The organism is Burkholderia sp. Ax-1720 (genome assembly GCF_011753035.1).
Classification (GTDB): Bacteria; Pseudomonadota; Gammaproteobacteria; order Burkholderiales; family Burkholderiaceae; genus Burkholderia; species Burkholderia gladioli.
Genome location: NZ_VWWK01000029.1, coordinates 29,846 through 46,596 on the forward strand (window position 1 = coordinate 29,846; position 16,751 = coordinate 46,596).

Consider the following 16,751-nt stretch of genomic DNA (forward strand, 5'->3'; position numbering starts at 1 on the left):
CGCGGCGCCGGGCCGGCGTGCCGAGAGGCCGCGCCGGGCTGCTGCCGCCGACTTGCGCGAAACCGCGCGTGTCCCGTCTCGGGGCCGCGCGGTTTTTTCATGGGCGCGTGCCCGGTTAGCGGGTTCAGGCGGGTTCAGGCGCGCGGGGAGCGGGTGGTGCGGGAGCGGCGGGCGCGTTTGGGCGGGGTTGCGTCGAGTGCCGGTTCGGCCTGGACCTCGATGCCGACTTCGATCGCGGCCGGGCCGGCTTCGGGTGCGGTTGCCGCGAGCGGAACCTGGGCGAGCGCTGCGTCGATGGCCATGTCGAGCGGCGTGACGGTGGGCTCGATTGCCTCGATTGCCTCGATCGCCTCGTCATCATCGACCGCGATCACGGCCGGCAGCACCGAATCCAGCGAACGCCGGCCGCCGGCCAGTTCGCGTTTCTGCGCGGGCGTCAGGCGCTTGACCCAGTATTCGGCGCGCGAGGCGCTGGAGCGGTCGGCCAGCTCGAACGAGGCCAGCACCGCACGCGGCTTGCGCGAGCGCGTGTAGCGCGCGCCGGTGCCGTTGGCGTGCTGGGCGAAGCGGGCGTCGACGTCGGTGGTGATGCCGGTGTAGACGCTGCCGTCCTCGCATTCGATCAGATACAGGTACCAGGACATGGCGCGGCCGGGGAAGCGAAGCCGTCAGTGTCTCAGAAAAACCGCGCCGCGCGCCGGCGGCCTCATCGCGTGCCGCCGTCCTTGAAGGGATTGTGCTCGCGCAGCTCGTCCACGTAGGCGTGGATCTGCCCGGTCTCGCGCTTGAGGAAATCGCCCACCGCGTCCGAGAAAGCCGGGTGCGCGAGCCAGTGCGCCGAGTGCGTGACGGTCGGCATGAAGCCGCGCGCGAGCTTGTGCTCGCCTTGCGCGCCGCCCTCGAAGGCGCCGAGCTTCTCCTCGATGCAGAACTCGAGCAGCTGGTAGTAGGCGGTCTCGAAGTGCAGGCAGGGCACGTGTTCGAGCGCGCCCCAGTAGCGCCCGTAGAGCGTGCCGCCGCCGTCCTCGCCGCGCGCGTAGACGGCCAGCGCGCTGGCGATCGGCTTGCCTTCGGCCTCGGCGATCACCAGCAGCAGGTTCTCGGGCATGGTCTCGCCGATCCGGCGGAAGAAATCGAGGTTCAGGTACGGGCTCGAATGGTGCTCGCGATAGGTTTGCCGGTAGCAGCGCGAGAAGAAGCGCCAGTCGGCGTCGCTGGCATCCTCGCCTCGCACGCGGCGGAAGCTGACACCAGCCTCGGCCACCTTGCGCCGTTCGGCGCGGATGTTCTTGCGCTTCTTCTGTTCGAGCGTGGCGAGGAAATCGTCGAAATGGCGATAGCCGTCGTTGAGCCAGTGGAACTGCACGCCCTCGCGCAGCATCATGCCCATCTCGGCCAGCAGGCCGGCTTCCTCGCCGGTCGGGAACAGCACGTGCAGCGAGGACACCTCGCTCTGCTCGGCCAGCGCCACCAGGGTGGCGGCGAGCTGGCGCCGCGCGCGCTCGTTGGCGGCGATCAGGCGCGTGCCCTGCACCGGCGTGAAGGGCACCGCGCAGAGCAGCTTCGGGTAATAGGGCACGCCATTGCGCTGGTAGGCGTCGGCCCAGGCCCAGTCGAACACGTACTCGCCGTACGAATGCTGCTTGGCATAGACGGGCGAGGCCGCCACCAGCGCGCCCGTGTCGGCCTCGCTCAGGGTGAGGAAATTCGGCGACCAGCCGGTCTCGCCGACCGCGCAGCCGGTGGCGTGCAGCGCGGCGAGGAATTCGTGGCGCAGGAAGGGCGTGGGATGCGCCTGTCGAGCCAGCAGGGCGTTCCACTCGCCGGCATCCACTTCCAGCGGAGAGCTCAGGAGCCCCATGCGATAATCGATGCGTTCGTGTTTCAACCGTCTGAGATCCGTTTCGATCGGCATGCGCGCGACAGGCGCGGCGCGCCGTTGATGCGCCCGGAGGCATTCGTCACGCGGCCCGCCCGGCCGCGCAGGTTCCGTCATGAAAACCCGTATCGCTCTTGCCCAACTGAACGTCACCGTCGGCGATTTCGCCGGTAACGTCGTCCGCCTCGTCGAGGCCGCGCGTGCCGCGCACAAGGATGGTGCGCAGCTGCTGGTCGCGCCGGAGCTGGCCTTGTCGGGCTACCCGCCCGAGGACCTGCTGCTGCGTCCGGCCTTCTTCGCGGCCGCTGCCGAGGCGCTGGCCGAGCTGGCGGCGCGCCTGGCGCCGCTGGAAGGCCTGGCGGTGCTGGTCGGCCATCCGCTGCGCGAGTCCAGCGCCGATGGTAATGCAAACCGCCCGATCGAGCGCGGCGCCGCCCCCGTCGGCACCTACAACGCCGCCTCGCTGATCGTCGGCGGCAAGGTGGTGGCGACCTATCGCAAGCAGGACCTGCCCAATACCGAGGTGTTCGACGAGAAGCGCTATTTCGCGACGGATCCGCAACCCTGCGTGTTCGAGCTGAACGGCACCCGGTTCGGCATCGTGATCTGCGAGGACGTCTGGCACGCCTCGGCCGCCCAGCTCGCCAAGGCGGCCGGCGCCGAGGTGCTGCTGGTGCCGAACGGCTCGCCGTATCACATGAACAAGGACGCGGTGCGCGTCGACATCCTGCGTGCGCGGATTCGCGAGACCGGCCTGCCGATGGTCTATGTGAACCTGGTCGGCGGCCAGGACGAACTGGTGTTCGACGGCGGCTCCTTCGTGCTCGACGGCGCGGGCGAGCTGGTGGCGCGCATGGCGCAGTTCGAGGAAGGGCACGCGATCGTCGAGTTCGAGGGCGCGCGGCCGCTGCCCGGCGAGATCGCGCCGGCGCTGTCGACCGAGGCCCAGGTCTATCGCGCGCTGGTGCTCGGGGTGCGCGACTACATCGGCAAGAACGGTTTCCCCGGCGCGCTGATCGGCCTGTCGGGCGGCGTCGATTCGGCCCTGGTGCTGGCGGTGGCCTGCGACGCGCTCGGGCCCGATCGGGTGCGCGCGGTGATGATGCCCTCGCGCTACACGGCCGATATCTCGACCACCGACGCGGCCGACATGGCGCGTCGCGTCGGCGTGCGCTACGACGAGATCGCGATCGCGCCGATGTTCGACGCGTTCCGCGCCTCGCTGGCCGCCGAGTTCGCCGGCCGCGAGGAAGACGCGACCGAGGAGAACATCCAGGCGCGGATCCGCGGCACGCTGCTGATGGCGCTGTCGAACAAGTTCGGCTCGATCGTGCTGACCACCGGCAACAAGAGCGAGATGGCGGTCGGCTACTGCACGCTTTACGGCGACATGGCGGGCGGCTTCGCGGTGATCAAGGACATCGCCAAGACCCTGGTCTATCGTCTCTGCCACTACCGCAACGCGGCCGCCGAGTTCGGCAGGCTGGCGGTGATCCCGGAGCGGATCCTCACGCGCGCGCCCTCGGCCGAGCTGCGCGAGAACCAGACCGACCAGGACAGCCTGCCGTCCTACGACGCGCTCGACGCGATCATGCGCATGTACATGGAGGAGGACCGGCCGCTGGCCGAGATCGTCGCGGCCGGTTACGACGAAGCCGACGTGACGCGCGTCACGCGCCTCATCAAGATCAACGAATACAAGCGGCGCCAGGCGCCGATCGGGATCCGCGTCACGCACCGCGCGTTCGGCCGCGACTGGCGCTACCCGATCACCTCGCGCTTCACGGAACGCATCGACTGATGGGGCGTCGCGCGTAGAATCCGTCCAGGACGTCCCCTTACCCGGAGCATCATCATGAAACGCATTACCGCCATCATCAAACCGTTCAAGCTCGACGAAGTGCGCGAGGCGCTCGCCGAGGTCGGCCTGACGGGCCTCACCGTGACGGAAGTGAAGGGCTTCGGCCGCCAGAAGGGTCATACCGAGCTCTATCGCGGCGCCGAATACGTGGTCGACTTCCTGCCCAAGATGAAGATCGAGGTGGTGGTGGCGGCCGACCAGGTCGACCAGGTGATCGACGCCGTGATCGGCGCGGCGCGCACCGGCAAGATCGGCGACGGCAAGATCTTCGTGTCCGACGTCGAGCGCGTGATCCGCATCCGCACCGGCGAGGAGAACGAAGCGGCGGTCTGAGCGCCGTTTTCGTGACGGCTCGCGCGCTGCCGCGCGGCGAGCCGGTTTCGGCATGGCCCGGGTTCGCCGGGCCATTGTCGTTTACGGCGACGGCCGGCGCGAGGCCGGTGTTCGTCGTCGGGAATTCCATCAAGTTGCGCGCGCACCAAATAAAAAACGGTGCGATACCCCTTCGGGTACCGCACCGATACGCGCCTCTCGCAGCAGCGTGAAACTCGATGTCTTGTAATGCCTGATGCGTCTCGCGACGATCAGAACAGGTGCTGGATACCTGCGTAGACGCCGGTCTGCGAACCGCCAGCCTTCGGGTTGCCGGTCGAAACCGCCGTGCCCGCCGGATTGGCGTTCAGGCCGAAGTTGGCCGTCTTGCTGTTGCGCAGCGTGGCAGCCTGCAGGTCGAGCAGGGTGCGCTTGGACAGGTTGTACGAACCGCCGATCGTGTAGATCGTGGCATTGCCGCCGCCGTTGTTGGCGTTCACGTGGTAGACCGCCGCGATCAGCGCTGCCGCCGGCGTGGCTTGCCACGTCACGCCGCCCCAGACCTGCTGCGTCGTCGTGATGCCGTTGTTGGCGGCCGGTGCGCCGTCAGCGTGCGACGACTGGTACGAAGCCTGCAGCTTGAACGGGCCGAGGAACACGTTCGCACCCGCGAAGTATTCGCGCGAGTAGTTGAACACGTCGTCGAGCTTGCCGTTGGCCGGATCGCGCGCTTCGTCGTACAGGCCGCGCAACTGGAACAGCGAGTTCGTGTAGGTCAACTGCAGACCGGCGCTGCGGCCCTGGTTGGTGGTGCCGTTGCCGTTGAAGTTGGTGGCGTTCGACAGCGCGTACTGGCCGTAGGCGTCGAAGCCGTAGATGTTCGGCGACTGATACGAAATGTTGTTGCTGGTCTTGTTCCAGTTACGGCCACGCACCAGCGAGGCGGTCGACCAGTTCGACTGACCGAACGGATCGAAGTCCCACACGCCGTTGGCGATCGCGAGTTCGCGACCCAGCAGCAGGGTACCGTAGGCGTCGTTCGAGATACCGACCGTCGCGAAACGATCCCAGATCGTGCCGCTCGAGCCCATGCCGCCGGTCATGGTGTTGAACGCACCTTCGAGGTGGAACAGCACCTTGTAACCGCCGCCGAGGTCCTCGACACCCTTGATGCCCCACAGGCTGGTGCCCCAGTCACCGCTTTCCGCGCGGATCGTGTGGCCGGCCTGGCCGCCGTTCAGGTATTCGAGCCCTGCGTCCAGGCGACCGTACAGCGTCACGCTGCTTTGCGCCTGCGCTGCCACCCCGGCAGTCATCAATGCTGCCGCGAGCAATGCTTTCTTCATCATCTCCTCCATACCCTGTCAAAAAGTCAACCCACCAACTGCGCAAGATGCCGGATGCGCAATGCATCCGGTCAACATGGGATAACCAGGGAGACCACCTGCGGCTGCCGGGTAGGCTGGCGCGTTTCTTGTGCGGACGAACCGTTTTGCAGGCCGTTTTGCCGATCGGGCAAGCCGGGGGTCTCCTGTGTCATGAAGTCAAACTACATTTCATGACTTTCGTTTTGCTACTTTGGTTACTAATTTAGCAAAAATACACTTTCGTGGCGACGAAAATCGTTGTTTGACTAGCTGGTGTCGCCAAATTGCCATAATGACGGGGCGCGACCGTTCCGGGAGGGTTCGGAAACATGCCGCAAAGGCTTGCTGCACAAGGCGTTCACGGTTTCCGGGAGGGGGGGTCAAGGATTGCCACTATTGACGCGATGACACGACCGGCGTACCTCGGCGAGAGGCTGAATTCGTTAGCTATCCGTAAAAGAATGACCGGATAGTGGGAGTGCCGGCCTTGTTTGTTTACTTCGTTTTTCTAAACAAATGCGATGCCGCAGCGGTTTGCGCGAGGCAAGCGTGGAGAAGGGGGAGGTGGAGGTCGGGAAGCGCGATGCGTCGATCGCATCGGTAACGAAAAGAAGGGCGGGAGACTGCCGGCACCGCGCCATGCGATGCCGGCCAGGGAAAGGGGCGATTACTTCAGGCTGCCCGACAGGAACTGCTTGAGGCGTTCGCTGCGGGTATTGCCGAACACCTCGGCCGGCGCGCCTTCTTCCTCGACGCGGCCCTGGTGCAGGAACATCACGTGGTTCGAGACGTTGCGTGCGAAGCCCATCTCGTGCGTCACCACGATCATGGTCCGGCCTTCCTCGGCCAGCTTCTGCATCACCTTCAGCACCTCGCCCACCAGCTCTGGATCGAGCGCCGAGGTGGGCTCGTCGAACAGCATCACGTCGGGCTGCATGGCCAGCGCGCGGGCGATCGCCACGCGCTGCTGCTGGCCGCCGGAAAGATGCGAGGGATACTGCTTCTCGAGGCGCGGCGCGAGGCCCACCTTCTCGAGATATTCGCGGGCGCGTTCCTCGGCCTCGCGGCGCGACAGCTTCAGCACGTTCACCGGCGCCTCGATCACGTTCTCGAGCACGTTCATGTGCGACCACAGGTTGAAGTGCTGGAACACCATCGCCAGCTTGGTGCGCACGCGCTGCAGTTGCCTGGTGTCGGCCGCCTTCAGCGCGCCGCCCTTGTCCTTCGCGGTGCGCACCTCTTCGCCGTCGACGAAGATGCGCCCGGCGTTCGGTTGTTCGAGGAAGTTGATACAGCGCAGCATGGTGCTCTTGCCCGAGCCGGACGAGCCGATCACGCTGATCACGTCGCCGGCGTGGGCCTTCAGCGACACGCCCTTGAGAACTTCGTTGCTGCCGTACTGCTTGTGGAGATCGTCGACGAAAAGCTTGTGCATCTGGGAATTCATCAGGAGTCCTCGCGCCGTTTATTTGCCTTGCGGGCGCAGGTAGGCGAGCCAGCGTCGCTCGGCCTGGCGGAACAGCCACACGAGCGTAAACGAGATCGCGAGATAGAGGAGCGCGGCGATGCCGAACGCGTGGAACGACATGTAGGTCGCCGAATTGACGTCGCGCGCGATCTTGAGGATGTCGGGCACGGTGGCCGTGAACGCCACCGTGGTGGCGTGCAGCATCAGGATCACTTCGTTGCTGTAGAGCGGCAGCGCGCGGCGCAGCGCCGAAGGCAGGATCACGCGGCGATACAGCGTGAAGGTCGACATGCCGTAGGCGCGCGCGGCCTCGATCTCGCCATAGGCCGTCGACTTGATCGCGCCGGCGAAGATCTCGGTGGTGTATGCGCAGGTGTTCAGCGTGAAGGCCAGCAGCGTGCAGTGCATGCCGTCGCGGAAGAACTGGTTGAGCATGGTGGTGTCGCGCACCACCTGCAGGCTGTAGAGGCCGGTGTAGCAGAGCAGCAGCTGCACGTAGAGCGGCGTGCCGCGGAACACGTAGGTGTAGAGCCACACCGAGCCCGACAGCCAGCGCCGCTTGGACACGCGCGCGCAGGCGAGCGGCACCGACAGGCAGAAGCCCAGCCCGATCGACACCACCAGCAGCCACAGTGTGATCGCCACGCCGGTGAAGCGGTACCCGTCCGTATACAGGTAGTTGCGCCAGTATTCCTGAATCAGCTCGATCATAGTTCCGCCTTGCGCACACCCGTGGAGTAGCGCTTTTCCAGCCACATCAGCACGAAGTTCGAGATCGTCGTGATCGCGAGGTAGATGGCCCCCGCGAGCAGCGTGAAGAAGAAGAAACGCAGCGTGCCCTTGCCGGCGTCCTGCGAGGCCTTGACCACGTCGGCCAGGCCGATGATCGACACCAGCGCGGTGGACTTGACCAGCACCTGCCAGTTGTTGCCGATGCCGGGCAGCGCGAAGCGCATCATCTGCGGGAACATCACGCGCGTGAACACCTGCCAGCTGCTCATGCCGTAGGCGGCGCCGGCTTCCAGCTGGCCGCGCGGCACCGACAGGAAGGCGCCGCGGAAGGTTTCGGTGAAGTAGGCGCCGTAGATGAAGCCCAGCACCAGCACGCCGGCGGCGAACGGGTCGATGTCGATCTGGTCCCAGCTCATCAGGTCGGTGAGCTGGTTCAGCCAGATCTGGATGCTGTAGAACAGCAGCAGCATCAGCACCAGGTCGGGCACGCCGCGGATCAGCGTGGTGTAGAGCGTGCCGATGCCGTTCGAGAAGCGGTTGCGCGAGAGCTTCGCGCCGGCGCCGAGCAGGCCCAGGATGAACGACAGGATCAACGACAGCACCGCGAGCTTGACGGTCTGCCAGGTGCCGGAAAGTATCAGCGGGCCGTAGCCTTGGAGAAACATATGTGGTCCTCGGCGGCGCGTCGTATGCGCCGCGAAAGACGCGTGCCGCGTATCGGGCGGCACGCCCCGTGCGTGTGGGTCGGGCCGTCCGGTGATTCCGCCGGGCGGCGTGCGACTTCTTCCTGCCTGGGCGGCCGCCGTGCACGCTCGGCGCGCGGCGGCCGCCCAGGCCGAAACGTGGTTACTTCGCCGAATACACGCTGAACGAGAAGTACTTGTGCGACAGCCTGTCGTACGTCCCGTCCTGGTGCATCGCGGCGAGGGCGGCGTTGATCTTCGCCTTCAGGTCCGTGTCCTCCTTGCGCAGGCCGATCGCGGTGCCGTCCCCGATGGTCTTCGGGTCCTTCACCTCGGGGCCTGCCCAGGCGAAGCCCTTGCCGCGCGGCGTGCGCAGGAAGCCGTAGTCGGCCTGCAGCTCGTCCTGCAGCGCGGCGTCGAGCCGGCCGGTGCCCAGGTCGGCATAGACCTGGTCCTGGTTCTGGTACGGCACGATCGTCACGCCCTGGGTTTCCCAGTAGGTCTTCGCGTAGGTTTCCTGCGTCGAACCCTGCTCGACGCCGACCGTCTTGCCCTTGAGCGAGGCCACCGTCGGCAGCAGCGGCGAGCCGGCCTTGGCGATCATGCGCGCGGGCGCGTCGTACAGCTTGTCCGAGAAGTCGATCTGCTCGCGGCGCTTGTCGGTGACGGTGAGCGACGAGACGATCACGTCGAACTTGCGGGCCTTCAGCGCCGGGATGATGCCGTCGAGATCCTGGGCCACCCAGGTGCAGCGCACGGCGATCCGGGTACAGATCTCGCGAGTCAGGTCGACGTCGAAGCCGACGATGTCGCCGTTCTTCGCGACCGACTCGAACGGCGGATAGCTGGCATCGACACCGATCCGGACCGTTTTCCATTCCTTCGCGAAGGCGCCGCCCGCCATCAGGGCGAGCGCTGCGCACAGGGCGAGCTTGTTCATCAGTTTCCTCTTGCGGCTGCTGCTTGCCGGCCCGTTCGTCTCGCGCGCCGGCCCTATTCTAGGTAGCCAAAATTCGGCCTCGGCGGCTTCGGCGAACGGTCGGGCGGGGCCCGGCCGGCCAAAAGCGCGGTATTTTACCCGAGCCGGCGGCGCGCAAGCTCGAATTACGGCTCGGATCGTTGCGCATCCCGTCGCGAGGCGCAATCGGGGGCGACACGGGCAGGCGGCGCGGTGCCGGTGAGCGCCGCGCGGGACAGGCAGGCTCGGGCGACGGCGATCGTACCGCGGCGCGGGCGGCGGCAACTGTCAACAATGATGTCGGGGGAGGGCAGCGAGGGGCGGGGCAACGCAGGGGGGACGACGAGCCCGCGCGGGACGCGGACGTGTGAAGCGGGCGCGCAAGGCGCCGTGAGGCAAGGCAGGACCGGGGCCCGGCGAGCAGGCCCCGGCGAATGGCTCGCGATGCCGGCGGCACCGCGAGCCGGCCACGCCGGCGCTTATTGCGCGGCGGCCGAAGCGGCTGCCGGCTTGGCGGCCTGGTGATGGCCCCAATGCGCCTTCATCTTGTCGTGGCGCGCCTTCATCTTCGCGAACTGCTGCTTGAGCGCGGTGCTGACCTGGGTCTTCTGCTGGTCGTTCAGGCCGTCGTAGAAGGCCAGCCAGGCCTTCTCGGTCTGCTCGTGCAACTGGCGGTTCTGTTCGCCGATCTGGTGGCGGGCGGCCGCCAGCGCGTCGAGGTCGAGGATCGGCTGGTTCTGCGCGGCCTCGAACTGCGAGCGGCCCTGTTCGAAGTTCTGGCGCATCGCCTCGCGGTTCTGCTTGGCGGTGGCCTCGGCGGCCTGGTATTGCTGCTCCTGCGCCGGCGTCAGCTTGAGCTGGTCGTGCAGGCGCTTGAACACCTCCATCGGGCCGCCGTGGTGCCAGTGGTGATGCATGCCCGGGCCGCCTTGCGGGCCGGCCGGGTCGGCCGCGCGGGCGGCGGCGCCGAACGAAAGGGCCAGTACGGTAGCGGCAGCGATAGCCACGAGAGACGTCTTCTTATACATTGCGATGACTCCTGGTCGAATGAGTGGAGCGACCGGCGGGGCGGGCCTTCGGGCCGCCGCCGTCCGTATCGGTAAGACGCAGCGTAGCCAAGCGCCCCGCCCGTCGTGTTACCTCCACCCTGCCCGCGGTTACCATGCATTACATCCGGCTTGCGCGGTAATTCCCAGTAACCCATTCGCGCCTTTGTTTCAGTCGGCTTCCTCAACCCGCACGATAAAATCCACGCCATGACTACCCAGATCCTCATCGTCGACGACGACCAAGAACTGCGCGACCTGCTGCGCGACTATCTCGTGCGCCAGGGCATGGAAGTATCGGTGCTGCACGACGCGGCCACCCTGGAGAAGCGCCTGGAGCGCGAGCGTCCCGACCTGATCGTGCTCGACCTGATGATGCCGGGCGTCGATGGCCTGACCGCGCTGCGCCAGTTGCGCGCGGCCGGCGACGACATCCCGGTGATCATGCTGACCGCGCGCGCCGACGACGTCGACCGCATCGTCGGCCTCGAGCTCGGCGCCGACGACTACCTCGGCAAGCCCTTCAACCCGCGCGAGCTGCTGGCCCGCGCCCAGGCGGTGCTGCGCCGGCGCCGCGCCACGCCCTCGGCGGCCGCGCCCGAGCAGCGCGAACCCTATGCGTTCGGCCGCTTCGTGCTCGACTTCCAGGCGCGCACGCTGTCGGTCGACGGCAAGCCGGCCACGCTGTCGAGCAGCGAATTCGCGCTGCTGAAGATCTTCGTCAACAACGCGCTGCGCACGCTGACGCGCGAGCGCCTGCTCGAACTGCTGCACGGCCCGGAATACGACGGCACCGACCGCGGCATCGACGTGCAGGTGTGGCGTCTGCGGCGGATCCTCGAAAGCGATCCGTCCACGCCGCGCTTCATCCAGACAGTGCGCGGACGCGGCTACGTGTTCGTGCCCAACGGCGAGGCCCATGCGCAGACCCATTGATTCGCTGTTCGGGCGGCTCGCGCTGCTGGTGGTGGGCGTGCTGCTGCTGTCCCACTTCGCGTGGTACCTGGCGATCCGCTTCGACCGCAACGAGACGCAGATGCGCTACGCGGTGGAGGAGGCCGCCTTCCTGGTGGACGCGGTGCGCCAGCACGAGGAACGCACGCCCGACCAGCCGCTGCCCTCGCGCGTGCGGATCGTGCCGCCGGACAGCGCGGACGTGCCGCGCGAGGAGCCGGACCTGCCGCCGCCGCCCAAGCGTTTCCTGGAGGATCTGCGCGATCGCATGCCGCCCGGCACCGAGGTGCGCTTCGGCACGCCCGGCAGGCCGCCCGTGCTGTGGGTGAAGGAGCCTCACGACGCCAACTGGATCGTGGTGCCGGCGCAGCCGCTGCATGCGCGCCGCTCGCGCGACCGCATGCTGCTGTGGCTGGCGATGATCTTCTCGGCCGCCGTGATGGCGGCCCTGTTCGCCGCCTGGCAACTGCAGCAGCCGCTGCGCTCGCTGGCGCGCGCGGTCGGCCGCTTCGGCCGCGGCATGACGGTGCCGCCGGTGCGCGAGAAGGGGCCGCGCGAGTTGCGCCAGCTCACCCGCGGCTTCAACCAGATGGTGGAACAGGTGTCGCGCGCCGAGAACGATCGCGCCGTGATGCTGGCCGGCGTCGCGCACGACCTGCGCACGCCGCTGGCGCGCATGCGCCTGCGCGCCGAGATGATGGACGACGCGCGCCTGCGCGACGGCGTGGTGCGCGACGTGGACTCGATGTCCCATATCGTCGACCAGTTCCTGGTATTTGCCAACGGCGGGGCCGATCGCAGCGAGGTGGTCGAGGTCGATCCGACCTGCGAGCGGATCGCGCGCACCTATCGCGCGGTCGCGCCGAACGCGCAGCCGGTCGAGATCGCGCTGGCGGCCGGGCCGGGCTTCCGCCTGCCGACCGCCACGCTCGACCGGATCCTCTCCAACCTGCTCGACAACGCCCATGCCTACGGCGCGCCGCCGGTGCGCATCGCCACCGAGCGCGGCGCCGAGGGTTACGTGCTGACGGTCAGCGACGGCGGCAAGGGTATCGCGCAGCGCGACCTGGCCGACGCGACGCGGCCCTTCGTGCGGCTCGACCCGGCGCGCGGCGGCAATGGCCACAGCGGGCTGGGCCTGGCGATCGTCGAGCGGCTGGTGCAGCGCACCGGCGGCCAGTGCCGGATCGGCAACCAGGAGCAGGGAGGGCTGCGCGTCGAGATGGTGTTTCCGTTCGACGTGGTGCCGAAGCCGGAGCGCGAGCACGTGGGCGCATGAGCGGCGCCCGGCCGGCCCCGGCGGCGTGATGCCGTTGCGGCAAGCCAAATAAAAACCCCGGCGATGCCGGGGTTGTCCTGCCGCGCCACGCGCGCGGCCGGAGATCGAATCACGCCGCCGACGGCGCGGCCGAAGCCGCGCGCCGTGCCGCGCTCACTCGCCGAACAGCGAGCCGAGCGTCTCGGCCGCGTGGCTGTCGATCGTGTTGTAGGTGACGCTGGTCGCCTCGAAGATATACAGCGTGGTGTACTTGCCGAGCCGCTCGAGGATCTCGTCCTGCAGCGACTCCGGCACCACGTTCATGTTCAGATACCACGCGGTCGACGACAGCCGCGCCTGGAATGTGCCGTATTCCTGCATCAGCGTATAGAAAGCATCCGCGTCCTGATCCCGGCACACGATAACCAGATTTCCTGCCATTCAGCCCTCCTGCCTGTGACGTTCGTTCTTGCGTAGCAGCCTTGATCATACCTGCTTAGTCGCCGCCGCTCGCCGGCGGTTCGTTTTGTATTCGCGCGGCGCGACGGCGGCGGCCGGCGCCCGCGCGTGTTGCGTTCGCGCCCCGGCGGGTTTCCCCGCATCCCGGATCGCGGCATAATTCGCCCTTGCGCCGCGTCACGCGCGTTGCATCCCGCTTGCGACTTCTTTCAAATTCCCCGCATTCCACCCGTGAATTCCTTCGATTTGGGTGATGTTTGCCTGCGATTGGCGGGGGATGCCTTCATGTTGCGTACCGGAAGCTTGTGCCTGTCACAGGGGTTGTAGTAGTGTCGTGCCGTCGTCGCGCCCGGCCCTTTTTGGGCGGGCCCGGGATGGGTGAGCGAGCGGGGCTGCGGTAGCCGACGCTCGGGATTGTCCAGTCATAAGCAAACACCGCAATGCGCCTTACCATGAGTCACGAACGCATGCTGGCCTCAAATTTCGCTTCGAACGGCCATGCCGGGGAGGGTGCCTGATGGATTTTGGTTTCAATCCGAACCGGATCGCGAACGCCTCGGCGTGGCGCGTGCTGCCCAATCGCTGGGACTTCATCGCCTTTCCGCTGATCCTCTGCGTGATCGCGATGGCGGCGGTGGGCTTCCACGAGACCATGGCGCCGATCGGCACGCTCAGCACCCAGAAGATCTCGCTCGATCCCGCCAACCTGCCCGAATACGCGCTGCGCACCACGCTGCGCATGCTCGCGGCGATGGTCGCCTCGCTGGTGTTCACGCTGGTCTACGGCACGCTGGCGGCCAAGAGCCGCCGCGCCGGCATGGTGCTGGTGCCGATCCTCGACATCCTGCAGTCGGTGCCGGTGCTCGGCTACATCTCGTTTACGGTGACCTTCTTCCTGGCGCTGATCCCGAGCCGCGTGGCCGGCGCCGAGCTGGCCGCGATCTTCGCGATCTTCACCAGCCAGGCCTGGAACATGACCTTCAGCTTCTACCAGTCGCTGCGCACGGTGCCGCGCGACCTGGACGAGGTCTCGCGCGGTTTCCATCTGACCACCTGGCAGCGCTTCTGGAAGCTCGAGGTGCCGTTCTCGATGCCGGGCCTGATCTGGAACATGATGATGTCGATGTCGGGCGGCTGGTTCTTCGTGGTGGCCTCCGAAGCCATCACGGTGGGCAACCACTCCATCATCCTGCCGGGCATCGGCGCCTACCTGGCGCAGGCGATCTCGGACAAGAACGTCGGCGCGATCGGCTGGGTGATCCTGGCCATGACGGTGGTGATCCTGGCCTACGACCAGTTGCTGTTCCGCCCGCTGGTGGCCTGGGCCGACAAGTTCCGCATGGAGAACACCAGCTCGGGCGACGCGCCCGAATCCTGGCTGCTCGACCTGGTGCGCCGCACGCGCCTGATCCACCAGTTGCTGGTGCCGGCCGGCTGGCTGCTGGCGCGCGCCGCGCGGCTGCCGTTCCGGCTGCCCTCGTTCGACGCCTCGCGCTTCGCGCTGCCGCGCGTCGAGAAGCAGGCCTCGCGCGCGGCCGACATCGGCTGGGCGATCCTGGTGCTGATCGGCACCGCCTACGTGGTGTGGCGCGTGGTCAGCTTCGTGGCCACCGGCGTGACGCTGGCCGAGGTCGGCCATGTGTTCCTGCTGGGCCTGGCCACGCTGCTGCGCGTGCTGGTGCTGATCGCGATCGCCTCGCTGGTGTGGGTGCCGATCGGCGTGTGGATCGGCCTGCGCCCGGCGCTGGCCGAGAAGGCCCAGCCGATCGCGCAGTTCCTCGCCGCGTTCCCGGCCAACCTGCTGTTCCCGGTGTTCGTGATCGTGATCGCGCGCTTCCACCTGAACCCGGACATCTGGCTGTCGCCGCTGATCGTGCTCGGCACCCAGTGGTATATCCTGTTCAACGTGATCGCCGGGGCGACTTCCTATCCCAACGACTATCGCGAGGCCGCCACCAACTTCCGCATCCGCGGCTGGCAATGGTGGCGCCAGGCGATCCTGCCCGGCATCTTCCCCTACTACGTGACCGGCGCGATCACCGCCTCGGGCGGCGCCTGGAACGCCAGCATCGTCTCCGAGCTGGTGCAGTGGGGCGACACCAAGATCCAGGCGCACGGCCTCGGCGCCTATATCTCCGAGATGACCGCCGCCGGCGACTATCCGAAGATCATCATGGGCATCACGGTCATGTCGCTGTTCGTGACCCTGTTCAACCGCCTGTTGTGGCGCCCGCTGTACGCCTACGCCGAAGCGAAGCTGCGGCTCGACTGAGACTCATTGAGAGCGAAACGCGATGCAAAACCAGAATGCTGTCCAGACGCCGCCGGCGCCGCCGCGCCTGGGTGACGAGATCCTGAACGTCAAGGACGTCAGCCGCGGCTTCAACAAGACGCAGGGCGAGCTGCTCGTGCTCGACGGGGCCAACCTGTCGCTGCGCGAGGGCGAGATCGTCGGCCTGCTGGGCCGTTCGGGCTCGGGCAAGTCGACCCTGCTGCGCATCATCGCCGGGCTGATCGAGCCGACCGGCGGCGAGGTCACCTACCTCGGCAAGCCGCTGAGCGGCCCCGCCGAGGGCGTGGCGATGGTGTTCCAGACCTTCGCGCTGTTCCCCTGGCTGACCGTGCTGCAGAACGTGGAAGCGGGCCTGGAGGCGCTCGGCGTGGCCGCTCGCGAGCGGCGCGAGCGCGCGCTCGCGGCGATCGACCTGATCGGCCTGGACGGTTTCGAGAACGCCTATCCGCGCGAGCTGTCGGGCGGCATGCGCCAGCGCGTCGGCTTCGCGCGCGCGCTGGTGGTCGACCCGACCATCCTGCTGATGGACGAGCCGTTCTCGGCGCTCGACGTGCTGACCGCCGAGACGCTGCGTACCGACCTGCTCGACCTGTGGACGCAGGGCAGGATGCCGATCAAGTCGGTGCTGATCGTCACGCACAACATCGAGGAAGCGGTGTTCATGTGCGACCGGATCCTGGTGCTGTCGTCGAACCCGGGGCGCGTGATCGCCGAGATCAAGGTGCCGTTCAAGCATCCGCGCAATCGCCTGGACCCGGCCTTCCGCAAGCTGGTGGACGACATCTACGCGAAGATGACGGCGCGCCAGACCGGCGAGGCCACCAAGAAGGGTCTCGATTCGGGCAGCTGGCTGCCGCGCGTGTCGACCAACCTGATGGCCGGCCTGATCGAGACGCTGGCCGCGCCGCCGTACCACGGCCGCGCCGACATGCCGGAAATCGCGCGCTCGCTGCATCTCGAGGTGGATGATCTGTTCCCGATCGCCGAAGTGCTGCAGCACCTGGGCTTTGCCGACGTGCGCGAGGGCGACGTGTTCCTGACGCCGCCGGCGCGCGTGTTCGCCGAGTTCGGCACGCAGGAGCGCAAGATGATGTTCGCCGATCACCTGCTGCGTCACGTGCCGCTGGCGGCGCGGATCAAGAAGGTGCTCAACGAGCGGCCCGGCCATCGCGCGCCGCGCGTGCGCTTCGAGCAGGAGCTGGAGGATTTCCTGTCGGACAGCGCGGCCGAGGAGACGCTCGACGCGGTGATCGACTGGGGGCGTTATGGGGAGATCTTCTCGTATAACGACCAGACGGAGATCTTCAGTCTGGAGGATGTGGAGTCTTGAGGGTGGTGGGTGGGTGCCGGGGATGGGCATCCATCGTGAAGCCGAGGTGTGAGGGGTAGTGAGAAAGGCGCGATCGATCATCGCGCCTTTTTTGTTTTGTTGAATCAGGTCAAAAAAATTTCGACCCGAAGAGTGACGGCATCAAAGTAGA

15 protein-coding genes are annotated in these 16,751 nt (G+C 67.2%); 6 read left to right on the plus strand and 9 right to left on the minus strand.

Features of this window, described 5'->3' with window-relative positions; all coding sequences use genetic code 11:
* Positions 1-134: 134 nt before the first annotated feature.
* On the minus strand, positions 135-644 hold the full coding sequence (locus tag F3J18_RS12020) for a GIY-YIG nuclease family protein (protein WP_166912917.1): 510 nt from the start codon (positions 642-644) through the stop codon (positions 135-137).
* Positions 645-706: 62 nt separating this feature from the next.
* On the minus strand, positions 707-1,888 hold the full coding sequence (locus F3J18_RS12025) for a GNAT family N-acetyltransferase (protein WP_166912918.1): 1,182 nt from the start codon (positions 1,886-1,888) through the stop codon (positions 707-709).
* Between the two features lie 106 nt (positions 1,889-1,994).
* Here F3J18_RS12025 and F3J18_RS12030 point away from each other — a divergent pair, with 106 nt between their 5' ends.
* Both F3J18_RS12030 and F3J18_RS12035 read left to right on the plus strand, forming a co-directional pair.
* Positions 1,995-3,680 (plus strand): NAD+ synthase, encoded by a 1,686-nt coding sequence (locus F3J18_RS12030; RefSeq protein WP_025096601.1) that lies wholly within the window; start codon positions 1,995-1,997, stop codon positions 3,678-3,680.
* A 54-nt stretch (positions 3,681-3,734) separates the two neighbouring features.
* Entirely contained in the window at positions 3,735-4,073 is a 339-nt protein-coding gene (locus tag F3J18_RS12035) for a P-II family nitrogen regulator (RefSeq protein WP_013699037.1), read from the plus strand.
* A gap of 251 nt (positions 4,074-4,324) precedes the next feature.
* Here F3J18_RS12035 and F3J18_RS12040 read toward each other — a convergent pair whose 3' ends face one another.
* From F3J18_RS12040 to F3J18_RS12065, 6 genes are all read right to left on the minus strand, one after another.
* Positions 4,325-5,398 (minus strand): porin, encoded by a 1,074-nt coding sequence (locus F3J18_RS12040; protein ID WP_025096600.1) that lies wholly within the window; start codon positions 5,396-5,398, stop codon positions 4,325-4,327.
* Between the two features lie 688 nt (positions 5,399-6,086).
* Positions 6,087-6,866, minus strand: coding sequence for an ATP-binding cassette domain-containing protein (locus tag F3J18_RS12045; protein WP_025096599.1), 780 nt, complete (start codon positions 6,864-6,866; stop codon positions 6,087-6,089).
* An 18-nt stretch (positions 6,867-6,884) separates the two neighbouring features.
* Positions 6,885-7,598, minus strand: a complete 714-nt coding sequence (locus tag F3J18_RS12050; protein WP_013699034.1) for an ABC transporter permease — start codon at positions 7,596-7,598, stop codon at positions 6,885-6,887.
* On the minus strand, positions 7,595-8,284 hold the full coding sequence (gene hisQ / locus F3J18_RS12055; RefSeq protein WP_025096598.1) for a histidine ABC transporter permease HisQ: 690 nt from the start codon (positions 8,282-8,284) through the stop codon (positions 7,595-7,597). The genes F3J18_RS12050 and hisQ overlap by 4 nt, the downstream gene beginning before the upstream one ends.
* 181 nt (positions 8,285-8,465) lie before the next feature.
* A complete protein-coding gene (locus F3J18_RS12060; RefSeq protein ID WP_013699032.1) occupies positions 8,466-9,242 on the minus strand; it encodes an ABC transporter substrate-binding protein in 777 nt (258 codons plus the stop codon).
* A gap of 497 nt (positions 9,243-9,739) precedes the next feature.
* On the minus strand, positions 9,740-10,288 hold the full coding sequence (locus F3J18_RS12065) for a periplasmic heavy metal sensor (RefSeq protein ID WP_046577271.1): 549 nt from the start codon (positions 10,286-10,288) through the stop codon (positions 9,740-9,742).
* A gap of 228 nt (positions 10,289-10,516) precedes the next feature.
* On the opposite strand from F3J18_RS12065, the gene F3J18_RS12070 reads away from it, so the two are divergent.
* Together F3J18_RS12070 and F3J18_RS12075 are read left to right on the plus strand one after the other, a co-directional pair.
* On the plus strand, positions 10,517-11,242 hold the full coding sequence (locus tag F3J18_RS12070) for a response regulator (protein WP_013699030.1): 726 nt from the start codon (positions 10,517-10,519) through the stop codon (positions 11,240-11,242).
* On the plus strand, positions 11,226-12,539 hold the full coding sequence (locus tag F3J18_RS12075) for an ATP-binding protein (RefSeq protein WP_025096596.1): 1,314 nt from the start codon (positions 11,226-11,228) through the stop codon (positions 12,537-12,539). The genes F3J18_RS12070 and F3J18_RS12075 overlap by 17 nt, the downstream gene beginning before the upstream one ends.
* A gap of 153 nt (positions 12,540-12,692) precedes the next feature.
* Here the strand turns inward: F3J18_RS12075 and F3J18_RS12080 are convergent, their stop codons facing one another.
* Positions 12,693-12,959, minus strand: a complete 267-nt coding sequence (locus tag F3J18_RS12080; protein ID WP_013699028.1) for a hypothetical protein — start codon at positions 12,957-12,959, stop codon at positions 12,693-12,695.
* 535 nt (positions 12,960-13,494) lie between these two features.
* Here F3J18_RS12080 and F3J18_RS12085 point away from each other — a divergent pair.
* Both F3J18_RS12085 and F3J18_RS12090 read left to right on the plus strand, forming a co-directional pair.
* Positions 13,495-15,249 carry an ABC transporter permease subunit gene (locus F3J18_RS12085; RefSeq protein WP_025096595.1) on the plus strand — a complete coding sequence of 585 codons (1,755 nt, stop codon included), beginning with the start codon at positions 13,495-13,497 and terminating at the stop codon, positions 15,247-15,249.
* Positions 15,250-15,271: 22 nt separating this feature from the next.
* Positions 15,272-16,600 (plus strand): nitrate/sulfonate/bicarbonate ABC transporter ATP-binding protein, encoded by a 1,329-nt coding sequence (locus tag F3J18_RS12090; RefSeq protein WP_025096594.1) that lies wholly within the window; start codon positions 15,272-15,274, stop codon positions 16,598-16,600.
* Positions 16,601-16,751 lie beyond the last annotated feature (151 nt).

Coding starts and splice junctions, on each gene's coding strand:
- F3J18_RS12075 (WP_025096596.1), top strand. CDS start 11,226: ATGCGCAGACCCATTGATTCGCTGTTCGGGCGGCTCGCGCTGCTGGTG.
- F3J18_RS12020 (WP_166912917.1), bottom strand. CDS start 644: ATGTCCTGGTACCTGTATCTGATCGAATGCGAGGACGGCAGCGTCTAC.
- F3J18_RS12085 (WP_025096595.1), top strand. CDS start 13,495: ATGGATTTTGGTTTCAATCCGAACCGGATCGCGAACGCCTCGGCGTGG.
- F3J18_RS12045 (WP_025096599.1), bottom strand. CDS start 6,866: ATGAATTCCCAGATGCACAAGCTTTTCGTCGACGATCTCCACAAGCAG.
- F3J18_RS12060 (WP_013699032.1), bottom strand. CDS start 9,242: ATGAACAAGCTCGCCCTGTGCGCAGCGCTCGCCCTGATGGCGGGCGGC.
- F3J18_RS12050 (WP_013699034.1), bottom strand. CDS start 7,598: ATGATCGAGCTGATTCAGGAATACTGGCGCAACTACCTGTATACGGAC.
- F3J18_RS12065 (WP_046577271.1), bottom strand. CDS start 10,288: ATGTATAAGAAGACGTCTCTCGTGGCTATCGCTGCCGCTACCGTACTG.
- F3J18_RS12035 (WP_013699037.1), top strand. CDS start 3,735: ATGAAACGCATTACCGCCATCATCAAACCGTTCAAGCTCGACGAAGTG.
- F3J18_RS12070 (WP_013699030.1), top strand. CDS start 10,517: ATGACTACCCAGATCCTCATCGTCGACGACGACCAAGAACTGCGCGAC.
- F3J18_RS12080 (WP_013699028.1), bottom strand. CDS start 12,959: ATGGCAGGAAATCTGGTTATCGTGTGCCGGGATCAGGACGCGGATGCT.
- F3J18_RS12040 (WP_025096600.1), bottom strand. CDS start 5,398: ATGAAGAAAGCATTGCTCGCGGCAGCATTGATGACTGCCGGGGTGGCA.
- F3J18_RS12090 (WP_025096594.1), top strand. CDS start 15,272: ATGCAAAACCAGAATGCTGTCCAGACGCCGCCGGCGCCGCCGCGCCTG.
- F3J18_RS12030 (WP_025096601.1), top strand. CDS start 1,995: ATGAAAACCCGTATCGCTCTTGCCCAACTGAACGTCACCGTCGGCGAT.
- hisQ (WP_025096598.1), bottom strand. CDS start 8,284: ATGTTTCTCCAAGGCTACGGCCCGCTGATACTTTCCGGCACCTGGCAG.